At 66.4% G+C, this 24,249-nt stretch carries 22 protein-coding genes; 13 read left to right on the top strand and 9 right to left on the bottom strand.

The annotated features are described in order from the left end of the window. Positions 1–61: 61 nt before the first annotated feature. The 4 genes from ACTHLF_RS18460 to ACTHLF_RS18445 form a co-directional block, all read right to left on the bottom strand. Complete coding sequence (locus ACTHLF_RS18460) at positions 62–1,297, bottom strand: TraB/GumN family protein (RefSeq protein WP_440329263.1); 1,236 nt, start codon at positions 1,295–1,297, stop codon at positions 62–64. 22 nt (positions 1,298–1,319) lie between these two features. After that, entirely contained in the window at positions 1,320–2,210 is an 891-nt protein-coding gene (locus ACTHLF_RS18455) for a carbon-nitrogen hydrolase (protein ID WP_440329261.1), read from the bottom strand. A 22-nt stretch (positions 2,211–2,232) separates the two neighbouring features. Then, positions 2,233–3,270, bottom strand: coding sequence for an agmatine deiminase family protein (locus tag ACTHLF_RS18450; protein ID WP_440329259.1), 1,038 nt, complete (start codon positions 3,268–3,270; stop codon positions 2,233–2,235). A 67-nt stretch (positions 3,271–3,337) separates the two neighbouring features. Further along, positions 3,338–3,679 carry a hypothetical protein gene (locus ACTHLF_RS18445; protein WP_440329257.1) on the bottom strand — a complete coding sequence of 114 codons (342 nt, stop codon included), beginning with the start codon at positions 3,677–3,679 and terminating at the stop codon, positions 3,338–3,340. Positions 3,680–3,855: 176 nt separating this feature from the next. Here ACTHLF_RS18445 and ACTHLF_RS18440 point away from each other — a divergent pair, with 176 nt between their 5' ends. The 8 genes from ACTHLF_RS18440 (at position 3,856) to ACTHLF_RS18405 (ending at position 12,385) form a co-directional block, all read left to right on the top strand. Then, the gene (locus ACTHLF_RS18440) at positions 3,856–5,745 is read left to right on the top strand and encodes an ABC-F family ATP-binding cassette domain-containing protein (protein WP_440329256.1); all 1,890 of its coding nucleotides are present in this window, start codon (positions 3,856–3,858) and stop codon (positions 5,743–5,745) included. Continuing rightward, a complete protein-coding gene (locus ACTHLF_RS18435; protein WP_440329254.1) occupies positions 5,745–6,689 on the top strand; it encodes a phosphoglycerate mutase in 945 nt (314 codons plus the stop codon). The genes ACTHLF_RS18440 and ACTHLF_RS18435 overlap by 1 nt, the downstream gene beginning before the upstream one ends. Beyond that, positions 6,686–8,392 carry a single-stranded-DNA-specific exonuclease RecJ gene (recJ, locus tag ACTHLF_RS18430; protein ID WP_440329252.1) on the top strand — a complete coding sequence of 569 codons (1,707 nt, stop codon included), beginning with the start codon at positions 6,686–6,688 and terminating at the stop codon, positions 8,390–8,392. Before ACTHLF_RS18435 ends, recJ begins: the two co-directional genes overlap by 4 nt. Before the next feature lie 180 nt (positions 8,393–8,572). Then, positions 8,573–8,920 carry a hypothetical protein gene (locus tag ACTHLF_RS18425; RefSeq protein ID WP_440329250.1) on the top strand — a complete coding sequence of 116 codons (348 nt, stop codon included), beginning with the start codon at positions 8,573–8,575 and terminating at the stop codon, positions 8,918–8,920. A gap of 159 nt (positions 8,921–9,079) precedes the next feature. Then, positions 9,080–9,451, top strand: coding sequence for a hypothetical protein (locus ACTHLF_RS18420; protein WP_440329249.1), 372 nt, complete (start codon positions 9,080–9,082; stop codon positions 9,449–9,451). A 32-nt stretch (positions 9,452–9,483) separates the two neighbouring features. Beyond that, the gene (locus tag ACTHLF_RS18415) at positions 9,484–10,452 is read left to right on the top strand and encodes a multidrug resistance efflux transporter family protein (protein WP_440329247.1); all 969 of its coding nucleotides are present in this window, start codon (positions 9,484–9,486) and stop codon (positions 10,450–10,452) included. 55 nt (positions 10,453–10,507) lie between these two features. Continuing rightward, on the top strand, positions 10,508–10,963 hold the full coding sequence (locus ACTHLF_RS18410) for a hypothetical protein (protein ID WP_440329245.1): 456 nt from the start codon (positions 10,508–10,510) through the stop codon (positions 10,961–10,963). 171 nt (positions 10,964–11,134) lie between these two features. Continuing rightward, a complete protein-coding gene (locus ACTHLF_RS18405; protein WP_440329299.1) occupies positions 11,135–12,385 on the top strand; it encodes an MFS transporter in 1,251 nt (416 codons plus the stop codon). A gap of 76 nt (positions 12,386–12,461) precedes the next feature. Here the strand turns inward: ACTHLF_RS18405 and ACTHLF_RS18400 are convergent, their stop codons facing one another. From ACTHLF_RS18400 to ACTHLF_RS18390, 3 genes are read right to left on the bottom strand one after another with little or no spacing between them, the layout of a single operon-like run. Beyond that, positions 12,462–13,358 carry a LysR family transcriptional regulator gene (locus ACTHLF_RS18400; protein WP_440329243.1) on the bottom strand — a complete coding sequence of 299 codons (897 nt, stop codon included), beginning with the start codon at positions 13,356–13,358 and terminating at the stop codon, positions 12,462–12,464. 6 nt (positions 13,359–13,364) lie between these two features. Further along, complete coding sequence (locus tag ACTHLF_RS18395; RefSeq protein WP_440329242.1) at positions 13,365–14,231, bottom strand: acyl-CoA thioesterase; 867 nt, start codon at positions 14,229–14,231, stop codon at positions 13,365–13,367. Between the two features lie 47 nt (positions 14,232–14,278). Then, positions 14,279–14,836, bottom strand: a complete 558-nt coding sequence (locus ACTHLF_RS18390) for an N-acetylmuramoyl-L-alanine amidase (RefSeq protein WP_440329240.1) — start codon at positions 14,834–14,836, stop codon at positions 14,279–14,281. 45 nt (positions 14,837–14,881) lie between these two features. On the opposite strand from ACTHLF_RS18390, the gene ACTHLF_RS18385 reads away from it, so the two are divergent. The 3 genes from ACTHLF_RS18385 (at position 14,882) to ACTHLF_RS18375 (ending at position 18,019) form a co-directional block, all read left to right on the top strand. Then, a complete protein-coding gene (locus ACTHLF_RS18385; RefSeq protein ID WP_440329238.1) occupies positions 14,882–15,400 on the top strand; it encodes an alpha/beta hydrolase in 519 nt (172 codons plus the stop codon). Next, positions 15,397–17,541: a bifunctional 23S rRNA (guanine(2069)-N(7))-methyltransferase RlmK/23S rRNA (guanine(2445)-N(2))-methyltransferase RlmL gene (rlmKL, locus tag ACTHLF_RS18380; RefSeq protein ID WP_440329236.1), complete on the top strand. Its 2,145-nt coding sequence runs from the start codon at positions 15,397–15,399 to the stop codon at positions 17,539–17,541. The genes ACTHLF_RS18385 and rlmKL overlap by 4 nt, the downstream gene beginning before the upstream one ends. Positions 17,542–17,617: 76 nt before the next feature. Then, positions 17,618–18,019, top strand: a complete 402-nt coding sequence (locus ACTHLF_RS18375) for a hypothetical protein (RefSeq protein WP_440329234.1) — start codon at positions 17,618–17,620, stop codon at positions 18,017–18,019. Positions 18,020–18,190: 171 nt separating this feature from the next. Here ACTHLF_RS18375 and ACTHLF_RS18370 read toward each other — a convergent pair whose 3' ends face one another. Continuing rightward, on the bottom strand, positions 18,191–18,622 hold the full coding sequence (locus ACTHLF_RS18370; protein ID WP_440329233.1) for a DUF6491 family protein: 432 nt from the start codon (positions 18,620–18,622) through the stop codon (positions 18,191–18,193). A gap of 187 nt (positions 18,623–18,809) precedes the next feature. Here ACTHLF_RS18370 and egtB point away from each other — a divergent pair, with 187 nt between their 5' ends. Next, positions 18,810–20,078 carry an ergothioneine biosynthesis protein EgtB gene (gene egtB / locus ACTHLF_RS18365; protein ID WP_440329231.1) on the top strand — a complete coding sequence of 423 codons (1,269 nt, stop codon included), beginning with the start codon at positions 18,810–18,812 and terminating at the stop codon, positions 20,076–20,078. Further along, positions 20,075–21,061: an L-histidine N(alpha)-methyltransferase gene (gene egtD, locus ACTHLF_RS18360; protein ID WP_440329230.1), complete on the top strand. Its 987-nt coding sequence runs from the start codon at positions 20,075–20,077 to the stop codon at positions 21,059–21,061. The genes egtB and egtD overlap by 4 nt, the downstream gene beginning before the upstream one ends. A gap of 116 nt (positions 21,062–21,177) precedes the next feature. On the opposite strand, the gene mfd is transcribed toward egtD, so the two are convergent. Next, positions 21,178–24,249 (bottom strand): transcription-repair coupling factor (gene mfd, locus ACTHLF_RS18355; protein WP_440329228.1); only part of this gene is annotated, 3,072 nt, incomplete at its 5' end.

Raw genomic sequence — 24,249 nt, 5'->3', positions numbered from 1 at the left:
GGGGGTGGAAAGTAGCCATTGGAGTATAGAGGCGCCTTCCGGCGGCCGACAACCGGCGGGGTCAAAGCAACGACCGGATGATATGGATGCCCGCGATGTACTCGCCGGCGATCGTCCCGATGCAGACCAGGAAGAAATTCAGCAGGGTCCGCGCCACGCGGTTCTTCCACCAGCCGGTCCAGTGCGTGATGTCATCGCGCAGCTGCTCGAAGTCGACCACGCGGGGCTTGCGGATCCACGCCTCGACCATGGCGCTGACGGCGCCGGAGGGAATGCCCGGGCGGAACGGCTTGACCGGGCCCGCGACGAACGCGGCGATGATGCTCAGCGGATGCCCGCCGGCGATCAGTGCGCCCAGTGCCGAGAGGCCACCCGTGAGCAGCACCCAGTTGAGCAGCGCCTCCTTGCCCAGGCTCGGGTTGCGATAGAACGCGTAGCCGATGACGGCGAAGATCGCCAGCACGATGCCCACGGCAAGGTACTTCGGCCACTTCGCCGGCGGTGGCGTCACCGCCAGCTCGTCGGCGAGTGCCGATGGCACACCGTGCTGGTGGCCCAGCTCGTGGCTCATGCCCTTGAGGTGGCCCGCGCCGATCACGACCAGCACCTTGCGGCTCGGAGCGGCTTCGTCCATCCGGTCGCCGTTCTCGCGCAGCTTCGCGGCCATGAACTCATCGCGCTCGGCGATCAGCGCGCGGTAGAGCGGGGCCGAATCCTTGGCGAAATCGCTGAACGCGCTCTCGAGCAGGTCGGATTGCTTGAGCTTCTCGATATCCGCCTCGGCGATATCCTCGCGCTCGAACACGCTGCCAAGCATGCCGGCCAGCAGGCCGAAGCGCTGGAAGAAACCGACGCTGCGCCACGCACGCTTGAGCGTGGTACCGACCTCGCGGTCGACCAGCCACACGGGGATGCCGCGCGTATCCGCGCCATCCATCGCCGCCTTCATTTCCGCACCCGGCTCGATGCCGTACTGCGCCGCCAGGCGCTTCTGGAACGAGCCAAGCACCAGGCTGGCCGCGACCATGCCGGCCTTGCCCTGGCGGATGACCTGGAACAGGTCCATCTGCTTGAAGGCTTCCGGGTCGCGGATACCGTGCGCACGGCTTTCGCAGAGCTCCACCGCCACGGCGTCGAAGTGCTCGGTCTCGAGCAACGCGTTGACCGCATCGACACTGGCGCGCGAAACATGCGCCGTGCCGAGGATGACGTAGTCGACCCCGTCGCGCCGCATGCGCTCGATGGGCTGGCCTTCCAGGGCCGCGGGGAGGGGGGCGTCGTGCTCGGCGGGCTGCATGCGCGTCGGTGGTCCTTAGGGGTTAATCGCGGTAACGCTTGGTGAGGTCGCCGTACGCATCGATGCGGCGATCGCGCAGGAACGGCCAGATGCGGCGTACGTGCTCGCTGCGCTCCATGTCGATATCGACGATGAGCAGCTCACGCCCGTCCGTGCCGGCCTGGGCGAGGAACTCGCCCTGCGGACCCGCGACGAAGCTGGAGCCCCAGAACTGGATGCCGCTGCCGACGCCCGACGGATCCGCCTCGTAACCCGTGCGGTTGCACGAGAGCAGGGGCAGGCCATTGGCCACGGCGTGGCCGCGCTGCACGGTGATCCATGCCTCGCGCTGGCGCGCCTTCTCGGCGTCGTCGTCGTTCGGATCCCAGCCGATCGCGGTGGGATAGAACAGGATATCGGCGCCGGCCAGCGCCATCAGGCGCGCGGCTTCCGGATACCACTGGTCCCAGCACACGAGCACGCCGAGCTTGCCGACCGAGGTCTGGATCGGGTCGAAGCCGAGGTCGCCCGGGGTGAAGTAGAACTTCTCGTAGAACGCCGGATCATCCGGGATGTGCATCTTGCGGTACTTGCCCGCGATGACGGCCGAGCGGTCGAAGACCACGGCGGTGTTGTGGTACAGGCCGGTGGCGCGCTTCTCGAAGATGGAAGCGACGACCACCAGCTTCAGCTCCCCGGCGAGCTTGCCGATGCGGTCGGTGCCCGGGCCGGGGATCGTCTCGGCGCGATCGAATTCCGCCACGCTCTCGTGCTGGCAGAAGTACGGGCCGTTATGCAGCTCCTGCAGCAGCACGAGCTCGACGCCGGCTTTCGCAGCCTCGCGCAGGCCAGCCTCGATCGCATCGAGGTTGGCATCGCGGCTGCCGCGGTCGGTTTCCTGGAGGAGGGCGACCTTGAGGGTCTTGCGGGTCATGGTTGTCTGTCCTCGGAATAACTTACTTGGCGATATCGGCGGGCAACTGCATGGTGATGCAGTGCAGGCTGCCGTTCTGCCAGATGAGCGGGCGGCACGGCACCTGCACCACTTCGCGGCCCGGGTGGGCCAGCCCGATGATCCGGGCCGCTTCCGCGTCGACGCGGTCGCCATAGGCCGGCACCAGCACTGCGCCATTCACGATCAGGTAGTTCGCGTAGGACGCTGCCAGGCGGCGGCCTTCGTCGATGATCGGCTGGGCCCAGGGCAGGGGGTGCAGCACATAGGGCTTACCTTCCGGCGAACGCAGCTCGGCGAGTTCGGTGGCCATCTGGCCCAGTTCCTCGAAGTGCGGATCGCTGGCGTCGTCGCAGGCCTGGAAGACGATGCCGCCATCCGGGCTGAAGCGCGCGAGCGTATCGATATGGGCGTCGGTGTCGTCGCCTTCAAGATAGCCATGCTCCAGCCACAGCACGCGGTCGGCGTGCAGGGTGGTAGCCAGCGTGTCGGTCATGGATTCGCGGGAGAGATCCGGGTGGCGCTGCACCAGGCACTTCCAGGTGGTCAGGATCGTGCCCTTGCCGTCGCTCTCGATGCCGCCGCCTTCCAGTGCCCAGTCGATACGCTTGTGCGGCAGGCCGCTGAGCACGCCGCGCTGGAGCAGGCCGGCGATGATCGCGTCATCCTGCTCGGCGCCGAACTTGCCGCCCCAGCCGGTGAAGCGGTAATCGTTGAGCAGCACGCCGTTGGGGCCGGTCAGGGTGATCGGGCCGGAATCGCGCAGCCAGGTGTCGTCGTAGGGCAGCTCGATGAAGTGCACGCGCGACATGTCGGCGCCGGCTTCCTCGATCGCCAGCCGCGCGCGTTCGCGCAGCCCGGCATCGGCCACGATGATATGCAGCGGCTCGAAGCGGGTAACCGCGGCGGCCAGGGCGATATAGGTGGTCTCGACGCCTTCGAGGCGATCGGCCCAGTCAGTACCGGCATGCGGCCAGGCGATGAGTACGCCGGCCTGCGGCTCCCATTCGGCGGGCAGGCGGTAAGAAGCGGGGTTCGTCATGGCGGGCGGGGTCGGGAAAGGGAAGCCCGCTATTGTAAGGCTTCCCGATGACCGCTGCCCGACCGGGTTATTTCGGGTTCTGCGGGTTGGTGTTGTTGCCCGCCGGCGTATTGAGCACCGTGTGGATCACGTGGCTCTTCTCGAAATAGACGATATAGCCCGGATACATCCAGCGGTTGATGACCGGCTGCTTGTGGCTGCCGCCACCGCGGGCATCGAGCTTCGAGGTCGGCGCACCGAAACGGCGCTCCACTTCGGCCATGCTCATGCCCTTGCTCGGCAGGTTCATGCCCTTCTCCTGCTGCACGCGCTGCATCAGGAGGGTATCGCCGGCACGGGCGGTCGGAGCCGCGGCAACGGCCACGAGGGCCAGGGCGATCGCGGTGAAAACAGGCTTGATGGTGTTCATGATGGCTCCGTCGCGCTCCCCATGCGGCGCAGGACAGCGTTTTAACAGATCGCCCGAAATCGCGCCATGGGCGGCGCGTGGCCATCTTCACGGCTGTGCCCCAAGTCGCATTCGGGCGACGCCAGCGGGCAGGGCAGCTATCATGCGCAGTCGCCTTTCGCCTTCTTCGGCCCGCCATGATCTCGTTTCGTAACCTCGCCCTGCGCCGGGGCACCCGTACCCTGCTCGACAAGATGGACCTCACCATCCAGACCGGGTGGAGCCTGGCCGTCATCGGCCGCAACGGCTGTGGCAAATCCACCCTGTTCGCCGCGCTGAAGGGCGAACTGGAACCGGAGAAGGGCGACCTCGACATGCCGTCGAAGGTGCGCATGGCCTCGGTGGCCCAGGAAACCCCGGCCCTGCCCGATGCCGCGATCGACTACGTGCTGGGTGGCGACGTCGAGGTGGCCGCGGCCCTGAAGGCCGAGCAGGACGCCTACGATGCCGGTGATCTCGAGGCGGTGGCCATGGCCCACCTGCGCATCGAGGAGGTCAACGGCTACGACGGCCGCGCCCGCGCCGGGCGCCTGTTGCACGGCCTGGGCTTCAGCCCGGAAACCCATGAGCAGGCCGTTGCCTCGTTCTCGGGCGGCTGGCGCGTGCGCCTCAACCTGGCCCGCGCGCTCATGGCGCCCTCCGACCTGCTCCTGCTCGATGAGCCGACCAACCATCTCGATCTCGATGCGGTGCTGTGGCTGGAAGAGTGGCTACGCCGCTACCAGGGCACCCTGCTGATCATCTCGCATGACCGCGAGTTCCTCGACGCGGTGACGACGCACACCCTGCACCTGCACGACGGCACCGCGAAGCTGTACACCGGCAACTACTCGCAGTTCGAGCGCCAGCGCGCCGAGCACCTGCGCCAGCAGCAGATCGCGCACGTGCGCGAGCAGGCCGAGCGCGCCCACCTGCAGTCCTTCATCGACCGCTTCAAGGCAAAGGCCAGCAAGGCGAAGCAGGCCCAGTCGCGCATGAAGCGCCTGGAAAAGATGAGCGGCACGGAAGCGGTGCGCGCCGAGCGTCCCTTCAGCTTCAGCTTCCCCAAGCCGGAGCGCCTGCCGACCTCGATGCTGCGCCTGGACCATGTGGATGCAGGCTACGGCGACCGCGTGGTGCTGAAAGACATCGCCTTCGGCCTGGAGGCGGGCGACCGCATCGGCCTGCTCGGCCCGAACGGCGCGGGTAAGTCCACCATGGTGAAGTCCCTCGTCGGCGAACTCGAGCCGATGGCCGGCGAACGTCCGTTCCACAAGGACCTGAAGATCGGTTACTTCGCCCAGCACACCGTGGAGAGCCTGCACGATGGCTGGAGCGCGTTCGATCACCTGCAGGACAAGGCGCCCATTGCCGGCCAGCAGGTGCTGCGCGATTACCTCGGCACCTGGAATTTCCCGGCCGACCGCGTGTTCGAGCACGTCGATGCGTTCTCCGGTGGTGAGCGCGCGCGTCTCGCGCTGGCACTGATCGCGTGGGACAAGCCGAACCTGCTGCTGCTCGACGAGCCGACCAACCATCTCGACCTCGACATGCGCGAAGCGCTGGCCGACGCGTTGTCCGATTTCGACGGCGCACTCGTCCTCGTCTCGCATGACCGCCACCTGCTCGGCATGGTCTGCGACGAGTTCTGGCGCGTCGCCGATGGCGAGGTGGGTCCGTTCGACGGGGACCTCGACGATTACGCGAAGTGGCTGCGCACGCGTGCGACCACGCGCAAGACGGCGGCAGTCGCTTCCGCCCCGGCGGATGCGCCGGTGAAGGAAAAGGCGAAGGAGAAGCGCAAGCTCACCGCCGAGGAGCGCGAGAAGGAAAAGCCGATGCGCGCCCGGGTGAAGAAGATCGAATCGCTCGTTGAGGCCATGGACAAGGAGCTCACCGGCATCGAAACGAAGCTCGCCGATCCAGCCGTCTACGGCGGCCCGACCGCCGAGCTCGCGCGGCTTGGCCAGCGCCAGGCCGAACTGCGCGGCGAGAAGGAATCGCTCGAGTTCGAATGGATGGAACTGCTCGAAAAAATCGAGGACTGATGATGGCGCAGGTGTTGAATGTGCTGCTGCCCGGCCGCGACAAGCTCAGCTTCGTTGCGGCGTTCAACCAGTGGCTGGCGCGTGGCACGTCGTTGCCGGCGGCGACGCCCGGCTACATGCACGCCTTGTCGGAATGCTTTCGCTGGCCCGATGGCCCGCTCCCTGTCGCGGCGCTGATCCGGCAGAGCGTGGCCGGTGATGCAGGGGATGCGCTGTGGGTCTGTGCGGACCCGGCCTGGGTGCAGCCCGAACTCAGTGGCGCGCGCCTGCTCGGCTGCGGCAACCTTGCGGTGAGCAGCGCCGACGCATCCAGCATGGTCGCTGCGTTACAGGATACGTTCGTGGAAGAGGGCATGGCGCTGATGGTGGGCGATCCCCAGCACTGGCAGCTCAAGGTGCCGAACTACGTCCAGGTGCCGGCGTTTCCCGAACCCGAAGAGGCGCTGGGTGCCGACCTGTTCGAACAGCTCCCCAAGGGCGAAGACGGTCGCCGCTGGCGCGCGCTGCTCAACGAAGCCCAGGTGGTCCTGCACAACCATCCGGCCAACCGCGCACGCCAGATGGATGGCTTGCCGCCCATCAACAGCGTCTGGCTGTGGGGCGCCGGCACGCTGCCGGCATGGGTCGAATGCGGCCAGTCCCGCATCTACAGCGACGACCTCCTGGTCTGGGCACTAGGCCACAAAGCCGGCGTGGAAGTCCTGCCCCGCGACACCCTTGTGGGAGCGCGCTCGCGCGCGATCCCCACCGCAGGCAGGGCAGGCCACGCCGAACTCCTGGACCTGCAGGATGTACAACCTTCGGAATTCGACCGCACCTGGTGGCCGTTCCTCGAGAGCCGCCTCACCAACGGCGGCGAACTCCGCTTGTCGTTCGCCGACGGCCGCCGCACGGTCCTGCACAAGTCCCACCGCTTGCGCTTCTGGCGCAAGGCGACGCCGTGAAGACCTGGCGCCAGCGCACCGCCGAGAGCGCCCCCAGCGGCTGGCCCGCGCACATCCATCCCGTCATCCAGCTCATCTACGCCGCGCGCGGCGTCTGTACGCCGGATGGTGCGGAACACCGCCTCGCGCGCATGCATTCGCCCACGTTGCTGGGCGGCATGGATCGCGCCGTGGCCTTGCTGATCGAAGCGATCGATAACGACCAGCGCATCGTCATTGCCGGTGACTACGATTGCGATGGCGCGACTGGCGCCGCCGTCGCCGAGCGCGGCATGCGCCTGCTCGGCGCGAAGCACGTGTCCCACGTGGTCCCCAATCGCTTCGTCCACGGTTACGGCCTGAGCGAAGCGCTCGTCGCTTCGCTGGAGCCGGCGCCCGACCTGATCGTCACCGTCGACAATGGCGTCGCCAGCGTGGCGGGCGTGGCCGCTGCGCATGCGCGCGGCATCCGCGTGCTCATCACCGACCATCACCTCCCGGGCGATACGTTGCCCGCCGCCGATGCGATGGTGAACCCGAACCTCGATGGCGATGCGTTCCCGAGCAAGGCGCTCGCCGGCGTCGGCGTCATGTTCTACCTGCTGCTCGCCGTACGCGCGGCGATGCGCGAGGCCGGGCGTTTCGCTGAAGGTGCCGAACCCGACCTTGGTACGCTGCTTGATCTCGTTGCGCTGGGAACGGTCGCCGACCTCGTGCCGCTCGACTTCAACAATCGTGTGTTCGTCGAAGCCGGCCTGAAGCGCATGCGCGCCGGCAAGGCATGCGCGGGTATCACCGCCCTGATCGAAGCGTCCAATCGCTCGGTCGCCACCGTGACTGCCACCGACCTGGCCTTCGCTATCGGTCCGCGCCTCAATGCGGCTGGGCGTCTCGAAGACATGTCGCTCGGCGTCGCCTGCCTGCTCACCGATGACACCGGCATCGCCCGTCGCTATGCCGAACAGCTCAGCGCCATCAACCAGGAACGCCGCGAGATGCAGGCGGGCATGGTCGAGGAAGCCGAATCCATGGTGTCCCGCGCCGCGCACGTCGATGCCGTGGGCGTGGCGTTGTTTGATCCAGGCTGGCACGCGGGCATCGTCGGCCTTGTCGCTTCCAGGCTGAAGGAAAAGCTGCACCGCCCGGTGATGGCATTCGCGCCAGCGGGTGACGACACCGACGAGCTACGTGGCTCCGCGCGTTCGATCCCCGGCTTCCACATCCGCGATGCGCTCGCCGAGATCGATGCGAAGCATCCGGGCCTGATCCTGCGTTTCGGCGGCCACGCCATGGCGGCCGGCCTCAGCATGCAGGCCGCGGAATTCGCCCGTTTCGCCGCGATCTTCGACGCGACCGCACGTGCGCATCTCGACGACGAACGCCTTCAGGCCATCGTGCATACGGATGGTGAACTCGACTACCGCGACCACACGCTCGACCTCGCGAAACAGCTTCGCTTCGCCGGTCCCTGGGGCCAGGCGTTCCCCGCACCGCTGTTCGAGAACGTTTTCGAATGCGCCTCATGGAAGCCCATGGGCACGAAGCACCTCCGCTTCCAGCTCCGCCACGAACAGGGCGGCGCACCGCTGGATGCGGTGATGTTCAGCTGCTACGACGGCACCCCGCCACCGCAACGCTTCCGCGCTGCCTACGAACTGACGGTCAACGACTGGCAAGGCCGCGAAAGCGTCCGCCTGCTAATCACCCACCTCGAACCCATGTAGAAGCGTGCTGTTGTGGGAGCGTGCTGTGGGAGCGTGCTTGCACGCGATGGGTGCTCGCGGCACCTCACATCGCGCGCAAGCGCGCTCCCACAGGCTAATCAGTTGCTTGGGCCACGTACTTAAGAAACCCGGCGCACTCCGTCCACATATCTGAGACTGCGCCTGCGTAACGTCGCCCCCATGGCGATGGTCCACTGGGTGCAAATGGGGGAACGGCAATACGCGATCCTGGAAGGGACCACGCGGGCGTTCGCGCGTGTCAGCCCGCAGGGCGATCGCTGGGTCGTTCGCTGGCGTTATGGGCCCAGGGCGGGGCAGGGGATGACGCTGCGGGGCGTCTCCCTGATGCAGCGGATGATCATGCGCTGGGCCGAGCACAATGAGTCCTCATTGCGAAAGCGGATACCGGCGGCCAGCAAGCCGTACGAGCCGCCCAGCGCCCAGGAACGCTATTTCTACGACGCCATCTGGCCAGGCTACGTGCCGGCGCACCGCCGCCCCCGCCGAATGAACCGCGAAAACCACTGAGTCCGCTACTACCGCGCCGCCAGCTACCACCGGACCGTGGGAGCGCGCTTGCGCGCGATGCTCTCCGTGGCGCCATCCTGAACGATGCCCCAGGGGAGATTGACTCCGCGCCACCAGCCACCATCTAAAGCGCATCCCCCATTCACCGGTAACACCCCCATGAACGCCGAACGTTTCGTTCAGGCCCTGCAGGATGCCGTGGTTCGCGACAACCTCGCGGTCTACGCGGACCTGTTCAGGATGTCGCCCGACCAGGCCGTCGACCCGCACTGGGTCCGGGCGCTCTCGCTGTTCCAGGCACTGGACGAGAACGGCAAGGCGACCCTTATGGATATCGTCTGCCAGGTCATGGTCGAAACCACCGCCAACCTGCTCGGCATCGCGGATGGCTGCTGCCCGGTGGCGGGCGTGAAGGGTTCAGTGGGGCTCGTGGTCGATGGCCGCTCTATCGGCGGTGACCTGCAGGAGCTGTTCCTGGAGCTCAACGAGCTCAACGAAGCGGCTGACGAAGGCGTGCGCCGGCTGGCATAGTCGGGGTTCGTTCCACCCCCGCAAGGCTCCCCATGCGTTCCACCGCCCTGAAGGCCGTGGCGATCGCGCTGCTGTCGGCGCTGTTCTTCACGTTTACCTATGTGCTCAACCGTGCCGTCGTCAGCAGTGGTGGCCATTGGCAATGGGCGGTGATCCTGCGCTACCTGTTCACGCTACCGCTGCTGGCTATCGTGCTCCCGTTCCAGGGTGGGCTGGGCAGGCTTCCTTCCGAATTGCGCTCACACCCGCGGGCATGGCTCGGCTGGAGTTCCGTCGGCTTCGTGCTGTTCGGCGTGCCGCTGACGTGGGCGGCCTCCAGTGGCCCCTCATGGCTGATCGCCGGCAGCTTCCAGATGACCGTGCTGGCCGGGCCGTTGATGGCTCCGTTTATCTATCGCGACGAGCGCGCCCGCTGGCACGGCGGCGCCCTGGCGATCGGCGCGCTGATCGTCGCCGGCGTCATGCTCCTCCAGTTCGGCAATGCCCATGGGTCACTGGATCTGTCGGCGTGGCTCGCGGTTGGTGCCGTCGTCCTCGCGGCGTTCGCCTACCCACTGGGCAACCGGAAGATCCTTCTCCACCTGGAACACACCGGCACCCGGCTGGGACCGGTGCAGCGCGTGTTCGGCATGACCCTGGCGAGCTGGCCGCTCTGGCTGGTGTTCGCGGCGGCTACGTGGGCGACAGTCGGACCGCCCACGCCTCATGAGGCGCTTCTCGCCGGGGGTGTTGCACTGTCTTCGGGCGTCATCGCCACCGTGTTGTTCTTCCACGCGACCGAACGGGTCGGCCGCCAGCCCACGGCTCTGGCCGCCGTGGAGGCCATGCAGGCGGCCGAGTTGCTCTTCGCCACGGCGATCGGCGTGAGCTTCCTGCATGAAGCGCTGCCGGGTGCCGTCTCTGGCCTGGGCGCCGTGGCCATCGTCGTGGGCATCGTCCTGTTCGCCTGGGTGAGCGGGCGGGAAGGGCACGTTGAGGACCCGGGCGACCGTGGCGCTTGACGCCATGCCCACGGGGCACCCGCGTACGCTGGCTGCGTTCAACGGAGCCACCACCATGAAAACCGCCGCCGTCCTTCTCCTGCTCGCGCTTCCGCTGGCCAGCCATGCCGAGCCGCCACCCGGTACGCATGGTCAGAAGGCCCCCGTCGCCGAGCCGATGAAACGCTTCCAGTGGCGCGACGAGGCCGCGGGGTACACCTTCATCGCGCCGCCGCGCTGGGCTGGGAAGGTGAAGGCCGTGCCGCTCTCATCGGCCGAACTGGCGAAATCCGGTGCGACCAGCGGCGTGAAGTTCGCCGCCGGAAGCAAGACCTTGCTCGTGCTGTTGTCAGCCGACGATGGGCGGGCGAAGGCCATCACAGATGCCGGCAACCGCGAACTCTCGCGGCACGATGGTCACATCGTCGCCGTACACGCCGCCGCAGATGCCGGCGACCTCGCCCTGACCGACGAGGAACTGGCGCAGGCGGTGCAGTGGGATGGCCTGCCAGCCGGTACTGCCGCACGCTGAAAAGCCCCGCCTTGTCGTTGTGGGAGCGCGCTCGCGCGCGATGGGGTTGCGGTACCCGACGTCGCGCGCAAGCCCGCTCCCACAACGCCGGCCTCGATTGATCCGTCGTGCATATGGAACCGGAGCTTTCGCGGTATCGATTCGACTCAATTCAGGGTCTAGCCTATGTACCTGGCTCATTCCCTGGAGGTCCCCGTGGACGGCTCGTCCCCCGCCGCGCCGGCGGTTGTCGATCGGCGCATCCGCCATGGCACGCCCGCGTTCCGGCGTACCAATCTCGCGCTTTTCTCGTCGGGTTTCGCGACCTTCGGCTTGCTCTACTGCGTGCAGCCGCTGATGCCGGCGTTCTCGCGCGAGTTCTGCGTGGATTCGGCGACCAGCTCGCTGTCGCTGTCGCTGACGACCGCGGTAATGGCCGTGGGCATGCTGTTCGCCGGCGCCATTTCCGATGCCTTTGGCCGCAAGCCGATCATGCTGGTCTCGCTGTTGTCGTCCTCGCTCCTCGTGCTGCTCACGGCGGTGTCGCCGAGCTGGGCCTTGTTGCTTACAGCGCGTGCGTTGCTGGGCGTGACGTTGGCTGGCTTGCCTGCCGTTGCGATGACCTACCTGAGCGAGGAAGTGCACGGTGAGTCGCTGGGCTTCGCCATGGGCCTGTACATCGGAGGCAATGCGATCGGCGGTATGAGCGGGCGGTTGATCTCGGGGTTCACGGCAGACCATGCGTCCTGGCGCGTGGCCGTGGGTGTTATCGGCGCGCTCGGCCTCCTTGCCGCTTTCCTCGTCGCCAAGGGCTTGCCGGCGTCACTGCATTTCGAGAAGCGTCGCGCTCATCCGCGCGCGTTGATTTCGACCTTCGCCGAACTGCTGAAGGACAAGGGCTTGCCTTGGCTTTTCGCCGAAGGCTTCCTGCTGATGGGCGCGTTCGTCACCATCTACAACTACGTGTCCTACAGGCTGCTCGCTCCGCCGTTCTCGCTATCGCAATCGCACGTCGGCGCCATCTTCATGGTGTACCTGATCGGCGTGGGCGCATCGGCCTGGATGGGTTCGCTCGCTAGCAGGCTGGGGCGAGGCCGGGTGATGTGGACCACGCTGGTCATGATGCTTGCCGGCGTCGCGCTCACATCAAGCAATTCGCTCTGGGCCATCGTCATAGGCATCGCACTCATCACGTTCGGCTTCTTCGGCGGCCACTCGATCGCCAGCGGCTGGGTGGGCATGCGCGCGAAGCACACCAAGGCGCACGCCTCGTCGATGTATCTGTTCTCCTACTACATGGGTTCCAGCATCGCCGGCTCGCTCGGTGGCGTGGCATGGGTGCATGCGGGGTGGCTGGGTGTGGCGCTGTACGTGGCAATTCTGGTTGCCGCAGGCCTCGGCATCGCGCTGAAGCTCCGGCATCTCAAGCCAGTTGCTGCGTGATCCCGTAGGAGCGCGCTTGCGCGCGATCGGCGGTGGCGCAAGCACCCATCGCGTGCAAGCACGCTCCCACGGCGCGTTACAGGGGCTTTCCCAGCATCAACTGCATGAACGCCTTCACCAGCGGTGATGTATCGGAGCGGCGGTGCACGAGGTGCAAGGCGCTCGCGGCGTCGGGTGAATCGATGGGTACGTATGCCACGCCTTCGACGTGTAGCAGGCGCATCGATTCGGGGAGTACGGCGACGCCGAGGCCGGCGGCGACGAGACCGACCATCGTCGCTGACTCGCCAGCTTCCTGCGCAACACGTGGCGCGAAGCCTGCATTGCGGCACATCAGCTGGACCTGCGCCGCTACGCCCGTGCCGGCATTGCGGCTGAACACCACGAACGGTTCGTCGGCGAGCTGTTCGACGCGGACGCGCGGCCGGCGGCCTTTCGCCAGTGGATGGTCGGCGCGTAAAACGGCGACCAACGGGTCGTCGACGAGCTTGCGTGCCACAAGCGGTGGTGGAAGGTCGGTTCCGCGTATCAATCCGACCTGCTGCGTGCCCTCGAGCAAGCGCTCGATCTGTTGCAGCGTGTTGTATTCCTTCAGCACCAGTCGCACGGCAGGGTAGGCATCGCGGAACGCGCGCACTGCACGTGGAAACCGTTCGATCAGCGGCGTGCTCTGGGTGAACCCCACGTGCAGCTCGCCGATCTCGCCACGCTCCGCACGGCGCGCCATGTCCCCGGCTTCATCCACCCGCGCAATAATGTCGCGCGCCGCTACGAGGTATACACGCCCTGCATCCGTGAGCTCAACGCGGCGGTTCGTCCGGCGCAGCAGGCGCACGCCAAGTTGTGCCTCGAGATCGCGAATCTGCTGGCTCAAAGGCGGCTGGGAAATTCCCAGCCGCTCGGCGGCGCGGCTGAAATGCAGCTCATCGGCCACGGCAATGAAATATCGCAGGTGCCGCAGCTCGATCTGCATGGCGTCTCAGTCAGGACGCACGCGGATCAGGCCTTCCTGGGCGGTGCTGCCGATGAGCTTGCCATCGCGCGTGTAGATCATGCCGCGAGCCAGGCCACGGCCACCCTGCGAAGTGGGGCTGTCGAACGAATAGAGCAGCCAGTCATCGATGCGGAAGTCGCGATGGAACCACAGGGCGTGGTCCAGGCTGGCCATCTGCATGTTGCGGGTGAGGTAGGAGATGCCGTGCGGCAGCGTCGCTGTGCCGATCAGGTGGAAATCCGACGCATACGCAAGCAGTGCCTGGTGCAGCGAAAGCGTATCGGCGATCGGTGCCGTCAGGCGGAACCAGATGTGCTGGTAAGGCGGGCGCTTGGCCGGGCGCAGTTCATCGCGGGGCCAGACGTGGCGGAACTCGAACGGGCCATCCTTGCCGAGCCAGCGCTGGGTCTTCTCCGGCAGGCGGGCGAGCTGTTCGGCAGACATCGCCGGCATCGGCTCGACGTCTTCCGGTGCAGGCACCTCGGGCATCGACATCTGGTGTTCGTACCCACCCTCGGGCACCTGGAACGAGATGGAGCCGTTGAGGATGGGCTGGCCGTGCTGGATCGCGACGACGCGGCGCGCGGAGAACGAGCCGCCATCGCGCGTGCGTTCGACGCTGTAAACGATCGGCGCATCGATATCGCCGGCGCGGAGGAAGTAGGCGTGCAGGGAATGCGCGACGCGGTCCGGGGGCACCGTGCGCTGGGCGGCGGAGAGCGCCTGGCCCAGCACCTGGCCGCCGAAGACGAAGCGCGTGCCGATGTCGCGGCTCTGGCCGCGGAACAGGTTGTCTTCGAGGCGTTCGAGTTCGAGCAGTTCGACGAGCTCGCCGACGTGGTTGTCCTGCATGGGTATCCCTTTGGGAACAGTGCGCGGTAGCCGCCGATTATAGGGAATCAGGCCTTGATCCGGCCGAGCCGGCCATCGTCGTACGCGCGTGCCCAAGGGAACTGCGGGCCCGGGTCGCGCTTGCGCGGCACCTCGTTCTCGGGATCATCGCTGGACGGGACCATGGCCGTGTCGAGGTCTTCGTGGCCGGCGATATGGCGCAGCGACGGGAAGCGCTCCACCAGGTGGTCGAGCAGGGAGCGCAACGCGGCGACCTGTGCCGGCGGGTAGGGCTCGGTCATTTCCTGCTTCGCCGTGTGGAACCAGTCCGGGTAGCGGCCCAGGTTCACCAGCTCGATGCCGATGGAGCGCGGGTTGTAGCCGCGCGTGTGGTTGGCCACCCGCGACGGATCCACGTAGCAGAGGATCGAGCCATCCCGGTCGATGTAGTAGTGGCCGGACGCCCCCGTGCCGCGATCCTCGTACAGGACGCGCTCGCCATATTCGCGGGCCATCGCCAGGTCCGGCAGTTCGGTGCAATGGATGACCACGAGGTCGATGGTGTCGCCCGCTCGTTCAGGGAGCCGGGATTCATAGGGCAGGGGGGCGCGCAGGATGTCGATCATGCCGCTTTGATAACATAGCCAGTCGATCCGCGTACGGAGACCGCCATGCGCGGACACATCATTCTTTCCCACGGGTCCGATTCCGGCCCCGATGCCACCAAGGTCAGCGCCCTGGCGGCCACCGCCGAAGCCCTTGGCTGGACCACCCACCGCCCGGATTACCGGGAGGACGACCTGAAGGGCCACGCCGGCTCGATCGACCCGCGCCTGTCGCGCCTGGCCGGGGCCATCGCCGCCTCGCCGGTGCCCCCGGTCCTGGTCGGTTCCAGCATGGGCGCCTTCGTCTCTGGCCTGGCCTCGCTCGACTCGCCTGTGGCCGGCCTGTTCCTGCTGGCACTGCCGGCCGAAATCCCGGGCTACCCGCGCGCCTTCGCCGCGAAGCCGGATGTGCCGACGTTCCTGGTTCACGGCTATGCGGATGACATCTGCCCCGTCGAAGGCGCCATCGCCTTCGCCCGCGGCCAGGGTGCCCCGCTGCTGCTCGTGCAGGACGACCACCGCCTTTCCGCCACCCTCGGCGATATCGACGCCGAATTCCGCCGCTTCCTGGACAGCCTGGCATGAACTTTTTCGCCACTTGCCCGAAGGGCCTCGAGTACCTCCTGAAAGATGAACTGGTCGCCATCGGCGCCGGGGACGTGAAGGAGGCGCTCGCGGGCGTCTCGTTCACAGGCACGCTGGAAACGGCTTATCGCGCCTGCCTCTGGTCGCGCATGGCCAGCCGCGTGCTCCTGCCGCTGGCGGAATTCGACGCGGCCACGCCGGAAGACCTGTACCAGGGTGTGCAGTCGATCAACTGGGCGGAGCACCTGGCGCCGCACGGCACGCTCGCGGTGGATGCCAACACCGCCCTGAGCAAGCTTACCCACAGCCAGTTCATCGCGCTGAAGACCAAGGACGGCATCGTCGACCAGTTCCGCACGGCCAGTGGCGCTCGCCCCGACGTCGAAACGGACGAGCCGGATGTCCAGGTGAACGTCCGTGTCCGCCGCGATCGCGCCACGCTCTCCATCGACCTGTCCGGCTCACCGCTGCACCGTCGCGGCTGGCGCGAGCGACAGGGCGAAGCCCCGCTGAAGGAAAACCTGGCCGCCGCCATGCTCGTGCGCGCCCAGTGGCCGCGCCTGTACGCCGAAGGCGGCGCGCTGGTCGATCCGATGTGCGGCTCGGGCACCCTGTTGATCGAAGGCGCGCTGATGGCCGCCGGTGCGGCGCCCGGCCTGCGTCGCGGCTACTTCGGCTTCCTCGGCTGGCTCAAGCACGACTACGCGCTGTGGAAGCAGTTGTGGGAGGAGGCGAAGGCCACCACCGACGAGGGCATGCGCAACCTGCGCCCGGTGTTCTTCGGTAGCGATACCGATGCCCACATGGTCCAGACCGCCAAGCGCAACGCGCAGACCGCGGGCGTGGCGGGCTTCATCCACCTCGATCGGCGCGACGCGGTGCATGTCGAGCCGCCGCCGGAAACGCCGCTGGGCCTCGTTATCACCAACCCGCCGTACGGCGAGCGCCTGGGTGACCGCGCCGAGCTGCCGCACCTGTACCGCCAGCTGGGCCAGGCCCTGAAGGATCGGTTCCCGGGCTGGCGCGCCGCCGTCCTCGCGGGCGACGAGGAGCTGGGCCGCGCCCTGCGCCTGTCCCCCGACAAGCGCTACGCGCTCTACAACGGCGCGCTGGAAACGCCGCTGCTCACGTTCAGCCTGCGCGCTGCCGGCGATGCCCCGCCGCGCGAGCTGAAGCCGTTGTCCGACGGCGCGCAGATGCTGAAGAACCGGCTTGAGAAGAACGTCCGCCACCTGCGCAAGCGGCTGGCCCGCGAGGGCATCACCTGCTGGCGCGCGTACGACCAGGACCTGCCGGAATACGCCGCCGCGATCGACGTCTACGAGGACTGGCTGCACATCCAGGAATACAAGGCGCCGCAGGACATCCCGGTGGACGTCGCACGCACCCGCCTGCGCGAGGTCGTGCGCGTCGCCGCCGAGGTGCTGGGCATTGACCGTGATCACATCGCGGTGAAGACCCGCGAGCGCGGCAAGGGTGGCTCGAAGTACGGCCAGTTCGACCAGCAGGGCCAGTTCGTCGAGGTGCACGAGGGCGGGCTGAAGTTCCTGATCAACCCGACCGACTACCTCGATACCGGGCTGTTCCTCGACCACCGGCTGGTGCGCGCGAAGATCCGGGAACTTGCCGCCGGCAAGCATTTCCTCAACCTGTTCGCCTACACCGGCACGGCCAGCGTCTATGCCGCAGCGGGCGGCGCGCGCGACACCACTACCGTGGACCTGTCGGGCACCTACCTCGACTGGGCTTCGAAAAACCTGGCCCTGAACGACTTCACCGGCAACCGGCACCGCCTGGTGCGGGAAGACGCCGTGAAGTTCCTCGAGAGCCGCACGATGCAGTACGGCCTGATCTACGTCGACCCGCCGACCTTCTCCAACTCGAAGAAGGCGGACGACTTCGATGTCCAGCGCGACCACGTGAAGCTGCTGCTGCTTTGCGCGGAGCGTCTGCTGCCGGAAGGGGTCATTGTTTTCTCGAACAATTTCCGCCGTTTCCAGCTTGATAAGGCGGCCCTCGAACCCCACCTTTCCATTGAAGACTGGAGCGCACCGAGCATCCCGTTCGACTTCGCCCGCCGCCACGATATCCATGGGTGCTGGCTGCTCCGGAAGCCGTTCGTGAATCCGTGGAAAACGTGAACGGCAGGTGCAGAAAACTTCAGTTCGGATTCAGTGGCCGAGCGCGAATCTGCGCTCACCTGAGGAGGTAACTGTCATGAAAGCCAAGTTTGTTAAGTCCGCCATCGCCCTTGCTGCCGTGGGCCTTATGGCGTTCGCACCGACCACGTTTGCGCGCGGTTGGGGCCATGGCGGTTACGGGTACCACGGCGGTGGCTACTACCACGGCGGTGGCTACTACGGCGGTTACCACCGCGGTGGCTATTACGACCACAGCGGCCGCTGGATCGCTGGCGCCATTGTCGCCGGTACCGTAGGCGCCCTGGTTTACAACGCCACGCAGCCGCGCACGGTCGTTGTCGACCGCCCGGTGTACTACAGCCAGCCGCGCACGGTGGTCTACGATGATGGCCCGGTGGTCACGCGCCGCGTCACCACCACGACGACCACGTATGACGATGGCTACTCGACCCGCTACGTGCGTGACGACGGCTATTGATCGTTGCGCAGCGTGAACTAAAAAAGCCCGGCCCTTGGCCGGGCTTTTTTGTGGCCGGAAGTCCGGCATGTCGTTGTGGGAGCGCGCTGGGATTGCGCGTTTATCCCCTCTTCGGGGGCGATGGGGGTTGCCTCATGCTCCATCGCGCGCAAGCGCGCTCCCACAAGTTTATTAGCGCACGCCGCCGCTGGTGCCGGGGCCGGACGTCTTGTGGCTCTTGTTGAGCTGCTGGTAGGTCGCCTTGTCGATCTTCTCGACCGACTGGATCTGGCACGGCGGATCATCGCGGCGGACGATCTTTTCCGTGATGCTGCCGCAGATCGCAAACGGCTGGACGGCCTGGATGTTGTCGGCGGCCCGGAAACGCACCCCGCCGCCAAGGTCCATGCGCGGGCAATCAACGTCCGTGGTGATCTTGAAGAAGTTGGGGCCATTGGCGACCGTCACGGTGCGGGCGTCGACCACGGTGTAGTTCGAGATCCGGTCGGTTCGCATGCAATCGTTTACAGGGAGTTCGTGGCGTTCCTGCGGGGCGGCACCGGCGGCTTGGGCCGCCACTGAGACAATGAGCAGGCAGGCAGCGGTCAGGTAGCGGGCATGCATGGCGAGACCCTCGGTGGTTGGTAATACCACGTTAAGCCGTATCGCAGGGAAAAACGAGTGGGGGCACGGGCTTGGTCCACCTTCCGTTAAGGCCGGCGACACAACCACTCACACCGGTTGAACGTTTCCTAGCGCATGGTCATGCGTCACGGCTGACGGAACGTTGGCTGAGCATGGAACCCAGCGCATGACCGCACGCCCGCTCGGCAACGCCCCCTCCACGCCCCTGGGCGCGGACCTCGCCGAACGCTTCCTCCGCATCCGCCGCCGCACGCTTGAGCTGGCGTCGCGGCTGCAACCGGAAGACACCGTGATCCAGTCGATGCCAGATGCCAGCCCGACCAAGTGGCATCTCGCGCACACGACGTGGTTCTTCGAGCAGTTCATCCTTGGCCGCGATGCGGCATATCGTTCGCCTAATCCGGACTGGTTCTTCCTCTTCAACAGCTACTACCAGTCGGTAGGGCCGATGCACGCGCGGCCGCGCCGCGGCATGCTTACGCGGCCACCGCTGGCGGATGTGTATGCCTACCGCGCACGCATCGATGATGCAATTGCGGAGCTCATCGCGCAGGGTGCCGACGCGGCACTGGTAACGCTGGTCGAACTTGGCGTGCAGCACGAGCAACAGCACCAGGAACTGTTGCTGACTGACATCAAGCACGCCTTCGCACAGAATCCGTTGGAACCGGCCTACGCACCCGACGCACCGCGCACGCTCTCCGTGGCGGCGCCGGCATTGCGATACGTTCCGTTCGACGAACGCGTTGTCGAGATCGGGCACGACGGCAGCGGCTTCCATTTCGATAACGAACAGCCGCGACACCGGACCTACCGGCAGGCGGGTTCGATCGCTAATCGTCCTGTCACGAACGCGGAGTACCGTGCATTCATCGAAGACGGTGGATATCGCACACCGACGTTATGGCTTTCCGATGGCTGGGCCACGGTACAAACCGAACAATGGCAGCGTCCGTTGTATTGGGACGACGCCTGCGAAACCGAATTCACGCTGCAGGGCCGGCATGCCATCGACCCGCATGCCCCCGTATGCCACATCAGTTACTTCGAAGCCGACGCCTTCGCGCGTTGGGCAGGCGCGCGCCTGCCGACGGACACGGAATGGGAGACGATGGCCGCCGATCTCCCGGTGCGCGGGAACCTTCAGGAAGGCGGGGTGTTCCAACCCCGTGCCAGCTCGTTCGAGACGGAGCTCGGGCAAATGTACGGCGACTGTTGGGAATGGACGATGAGCCCTTATGTCAGTTATCCCGGGTTTCGTCCGCTGGATGGCGCGCTGGGTGAGTACAACGGAAAGTTTATGAATGGGCAGTGGATCCTCCGCGGAGGTTCGTGCGCTACACCCGCTGACCATGTGCGTGCGACCTATCGCAATTTTTTTCCGCCCCACGCCCGTTGGCAGTTTTCGGGGCTACGACTTGGAAACGATCGATGAGCGCTCAACCGAAAGACATCCGCCTGGACGACCGCCACCCGGATATCGAGGACACCCTCCACACCGTTCGTCGCGGCCTGGCCGCCAAACCGAAAAAGCTTCCTTCGCGCCTGTTCTACGACGAACGCGGTTCCGCGCTTTTTGAAGCGATCTGCGAACAGCCCGAGTACTACCTGACCCGCACCGAGATCGCGATCATGCGCGACCATGCGGGCGATATCGCCGAGACCCTGGGCCCGGACGTACGCCTTGTGGAATACGGTAGTGGCAGCGGCATCAAGACGCGGATGCTGCTCGAGCACCTGGAAACGCCGGTGGCGTACGTGCCGGTGGAGATCTCGCGTACGGCCCTGATGGAAAGCGTGGCGGAACTGGCGACGCGCTTCCCCGGCGTGCCGATGCAGCCGGTCTGCGCGGACTTCACCCAGCCGCTGCGTTTGCCGGTGGCGGCGCGCTCACCGCGGCGCACGGTCATTTACTTCCCCGGTTCAACCATCGGCAACTTCGAGACGAAGGATGCGATCAAGATCCTGCGCCAGATGCGCACGGAGATGAGCGATGGCGGCGGCATCATCGTTGGCGTGGATCTGAAGAAGGACCCGGCGCAGATCGAGGCGGCATATAACGATGCCGCAGGCGTCACCCGCGACTTCACCCTTAACATGCTCGTGCGGCTCAATCGCGAGATCGGTACGGATTTCGAGGTGGATGCGTTTCGCCATCGCGCGCGTTACAACGCGCTCGCTGGTCGCATCGAGACCACGCTGGTGAGCACGAAGCGCCAGGATGTGCATGTGGGCCAGGATGTCTTCGCGTTCCGCGAGGACGAAGCGATGCAGGTGGAATATAGCTGCAAGTACTCGCTGGATGATTTCGCCCAGATGGCCAACAAGGCCGGCCTGTCGGTCGAGAAGGTGTGGATGGACGAAGACCAGCGCTTCAGCGTGCAGTACCTGGTGCGCTCCACGCCCGTCGTTTCCTGACACCAGCCAAGGTAGGAGCCCACCCTGTGGGCGACATCTTTCGCGTCACGGCAACGAGCCCTGTTGCCATGGTGCGAACGGCGTCGCCCACAGGGTGGGCTCCTACGACGGCGTGGCTAGCTAGGCCTGCGCGCGCCTAGCGAAACCAGCGTTTCCTGCGCCGCGCGGATGCGCTCGGCGCTGCCCGGCAGCTCCATGATCACGCGCAGCTTGTCCTGGCCATCCATCTTGAAGATGCGCGGCTGCTGCTGGATCAGCTTGATCAGGGCCATCGGATCGATGTCCGGCTTCTCGCGGAACGTGATGCGACCACCGGAAGGGCCGAAGTCGACCTTGCGGATGCCGAGCGGCGTAGCCATCAGCTTGAGCTGAGCCACCGAGAACAGGCACTTCGCCTGGTCGGGCAGCAGGCCAAAGCGATCGATCATCTCCACCTGCAGTTCGCGCAGGCCTTCGTCGTTGCGTGCGCTGGCGATGCGCTTGTAGAGCGTCAGGCGCGTGTGCACATCAGGCAGGTAGTCGTCCGGAATCAATGCCGGCAAATGTAGCTCGACCTCGGTCTCGTGTTCGGACGTGAGGTCGAAATCGGGAATCTTGCCTGAGCGCAGCGCGCGCACGGCACGATCGAGCAGTTCGGTATACAGGCCGAAGCCGATTTCCTGGATCTGCCCCGACTGTTCCTCACCCAGCATCTCGCCCGCACCGCGGATCTCGAGGTCGTGCGTGGCGAGGGTAAAGCCCGCGCCCAGCTCTTCCAGGGAGGCGAGCGCCTCCAGGCGCTTCTCGGCGTCGGCGGTCATCGCCTTGCGGTCCGGCACGATCAGGTAAGCATAGGCACGGTGGTGCGAACGACCCACGCGGCCGCGCAGCTGGTGCAGCTGGGCCAGGCCAAAGCGATCCGCCCGGTTCACGACGATCGTGTTGGCCGTGGGGATATCGATGCCCGATTCGATGATGGTGGTGGAAACCAGCACGTTGAAGCGCTGGCGGTGGAAATCCGCCATGACCTGCTCGAGCTCACGCTCGGGCATCTGGCCATGGGCCACGCGGATGCGCGCTTCGGGGATCAGCTCACCCAGCTCACGCGCCTGGCGTTCGATCGATTCCACCTCGTTGTGCAGGAAGTACACCTGGCCGCCACGTGCCAGCTCGCGCTGGATCGCCTCGCGGATCAGGGCAGGCTGCCAGGTGGAAATCAGCGTACGCACGGCCGTGCGATGGGCCGGCGGCGTCGCGATGATCGACAGGTCGCGCAAGCCGCTCATGGCCATGTTCAGCGTGCGCGGGATCGGCGTCGCGGTGAGGGTGAGCAGATCCACCTCCGCGCGAAGCTTCTTCAGCTGCTCTTTCTGGCGCACGCCAAAGCGCTGCTCTTCGTCGACGATGACGAGGCCAAGGTTCTTGAAGCGGATATCCGGCTGGAGCAGCTTGTGCGTGCCGACCATCACGTCGACCTGGCCATCGGCCAGGCGTTCCAGTGCGTTGTCCACTTCCTTCTTCGACTTGAATCGCGAGAGCACTTCGACGCGCACCGGCCAGTCGGCGAAACGATCGGCGAAGTTGCGGTAGTGCTGCTGGGCGAGGAGGGTGGTCGGCACCAGCACGGCGACCTGCTTGCCCGCGGTCGCGGCGGCGAAGGCGGCGCGCAGGGCGACCTCCGTCTTGCCGAAGCCCACGTCGCCGCAGACGACGCGATCCATGGCGCGCGGCGCGGCAAGGTCCACGATCACGGCATCGATCGCCCGTTGCTGGTCCAGCGTTTCTTCGAACGGGAACGTGGCGGCGAACTCCTCGATCATCTGCCGGTCGACGGAGAGTGCCTCGCCTTGCTTGGCCTCACGCTGCGCGTAGATCGCCAGCAGTTCAGCGGCGACATCGCGCACCTTCTCGGCCGCCTTCTTGCGTGCACGCTCCCAGGCATCGCCGCCCAGGGAGTGCAGCGGCGCCAGTTCCGGCGCGGTGCCGGTGTAACGGCTGACCAGGCCCAACTGGGCCACGGGCACGTAGAGCTTGTCGCCCTTGGCGTACTCGATGGTGAGGAACTCGCCCGGCATGTCGCCGACATCCAGGGTCAGCAAGCCCTGGTAGCGGCCGACGCCATGGTCGATGTGGACGATGGGCGAGCCGATCTGCAGCTCCGTCAGGTCCTTGATGATGCTTTCGGGATCGCGCGCGGCGCCAGCGCGCTTGCGCCGGTCGGTGCGCACGCGCTCGCCGAACAGTTCGCGTTCGGTGAGGACCGTCAGGGCCGGTTCGTTGAGGGCAAAACCCTGTTCGAGCGAGGCCACGGTGATCGTGAACGTTTCAGACGACGCGAGGAAGGCTTTCCAGCCGTCGACGTTCGCCGGCTTCATGCCCGCGCCGGCGAGCTGCTCGATCAGCGCTTCGCGGCGGCCGGCGGAATCGGCGGCGATCAGGGTGCGGCCGGGATAGTGGGCGAGGAAGTGCCGCAGGGCCGTGCCGGGTTCCTCGCCCTTGCGGTTGAGCGGCAATTCCGGCGCAGGCTGGGTGCCGAGGTCCACGGCGTGCTCGTGCGCCTTCTCGACCACATCGATGCGGACCTGCCGGTTCAGCTGCTCGCGCAGCGTATCCGGCGGCAGGTAGATCTCCGCCGGCGGCAATACCGGGCGCTCGATATCGTGGGCGCGCTGGTCGTAACGGTCGCCCACCTGCTGCCAGAATGCGGCGGCGGATTCGAGCACGCCTTCGCCGAGCACGAACAGGGCGTTGTCGGCGATGTATTCGAAGAGCGTTTCCGTCTTCGCGAAGAACAGCGGCAGGTAGTACTCGATGCCGCCCGGCGTCACGCCTTCCTTCATGTCCTGGTACAGCGGGCAACGCCGCACATCGATCGGGAAACGATCGCGCAGGGCAACGCGGAAGGCCTTGGCCGCTTCGTCGGTCACGGGGAATTCGCGGGCGGGGAGCAGGTCCACGCCTTCCACCTGGTGCTGCGAGCGCTGGGTTTCCGTATCGAACGTGCGGATCGATTCGATCTCGTCATCGAATAGCTCGATGCGGTAGGGCTCGCTCGCGCCCATGGCATAGATATCGATCAGCGCGCCGCGCACGGCGAAATCACCGGGCTCGGCCACCTGCGGCACGTTGCGGTAGCCCGCGGCCTCGAGGCGGCGCTGCTCGGCCGCCAGGTCGAGCTTCTGGCCCTTCGCGAGCATCAGCCCCGAGCC

It is taken from the genome of Luteibacter sp., assembly GCF_051958795.1.
In the GTDB taxonomy this organism is placed as follows: domain Bacteria; phylum Pseudomonadota; class Gammaproteobacteria; order Xanthomonadales; family Rhodanobacteraceae; genus Luteibacter.
The sequence above is the reverse complement of the archived record's forward strand: the minus strand, read 5'-3'. Positions and strand labels throughout refer to the sequence as shown.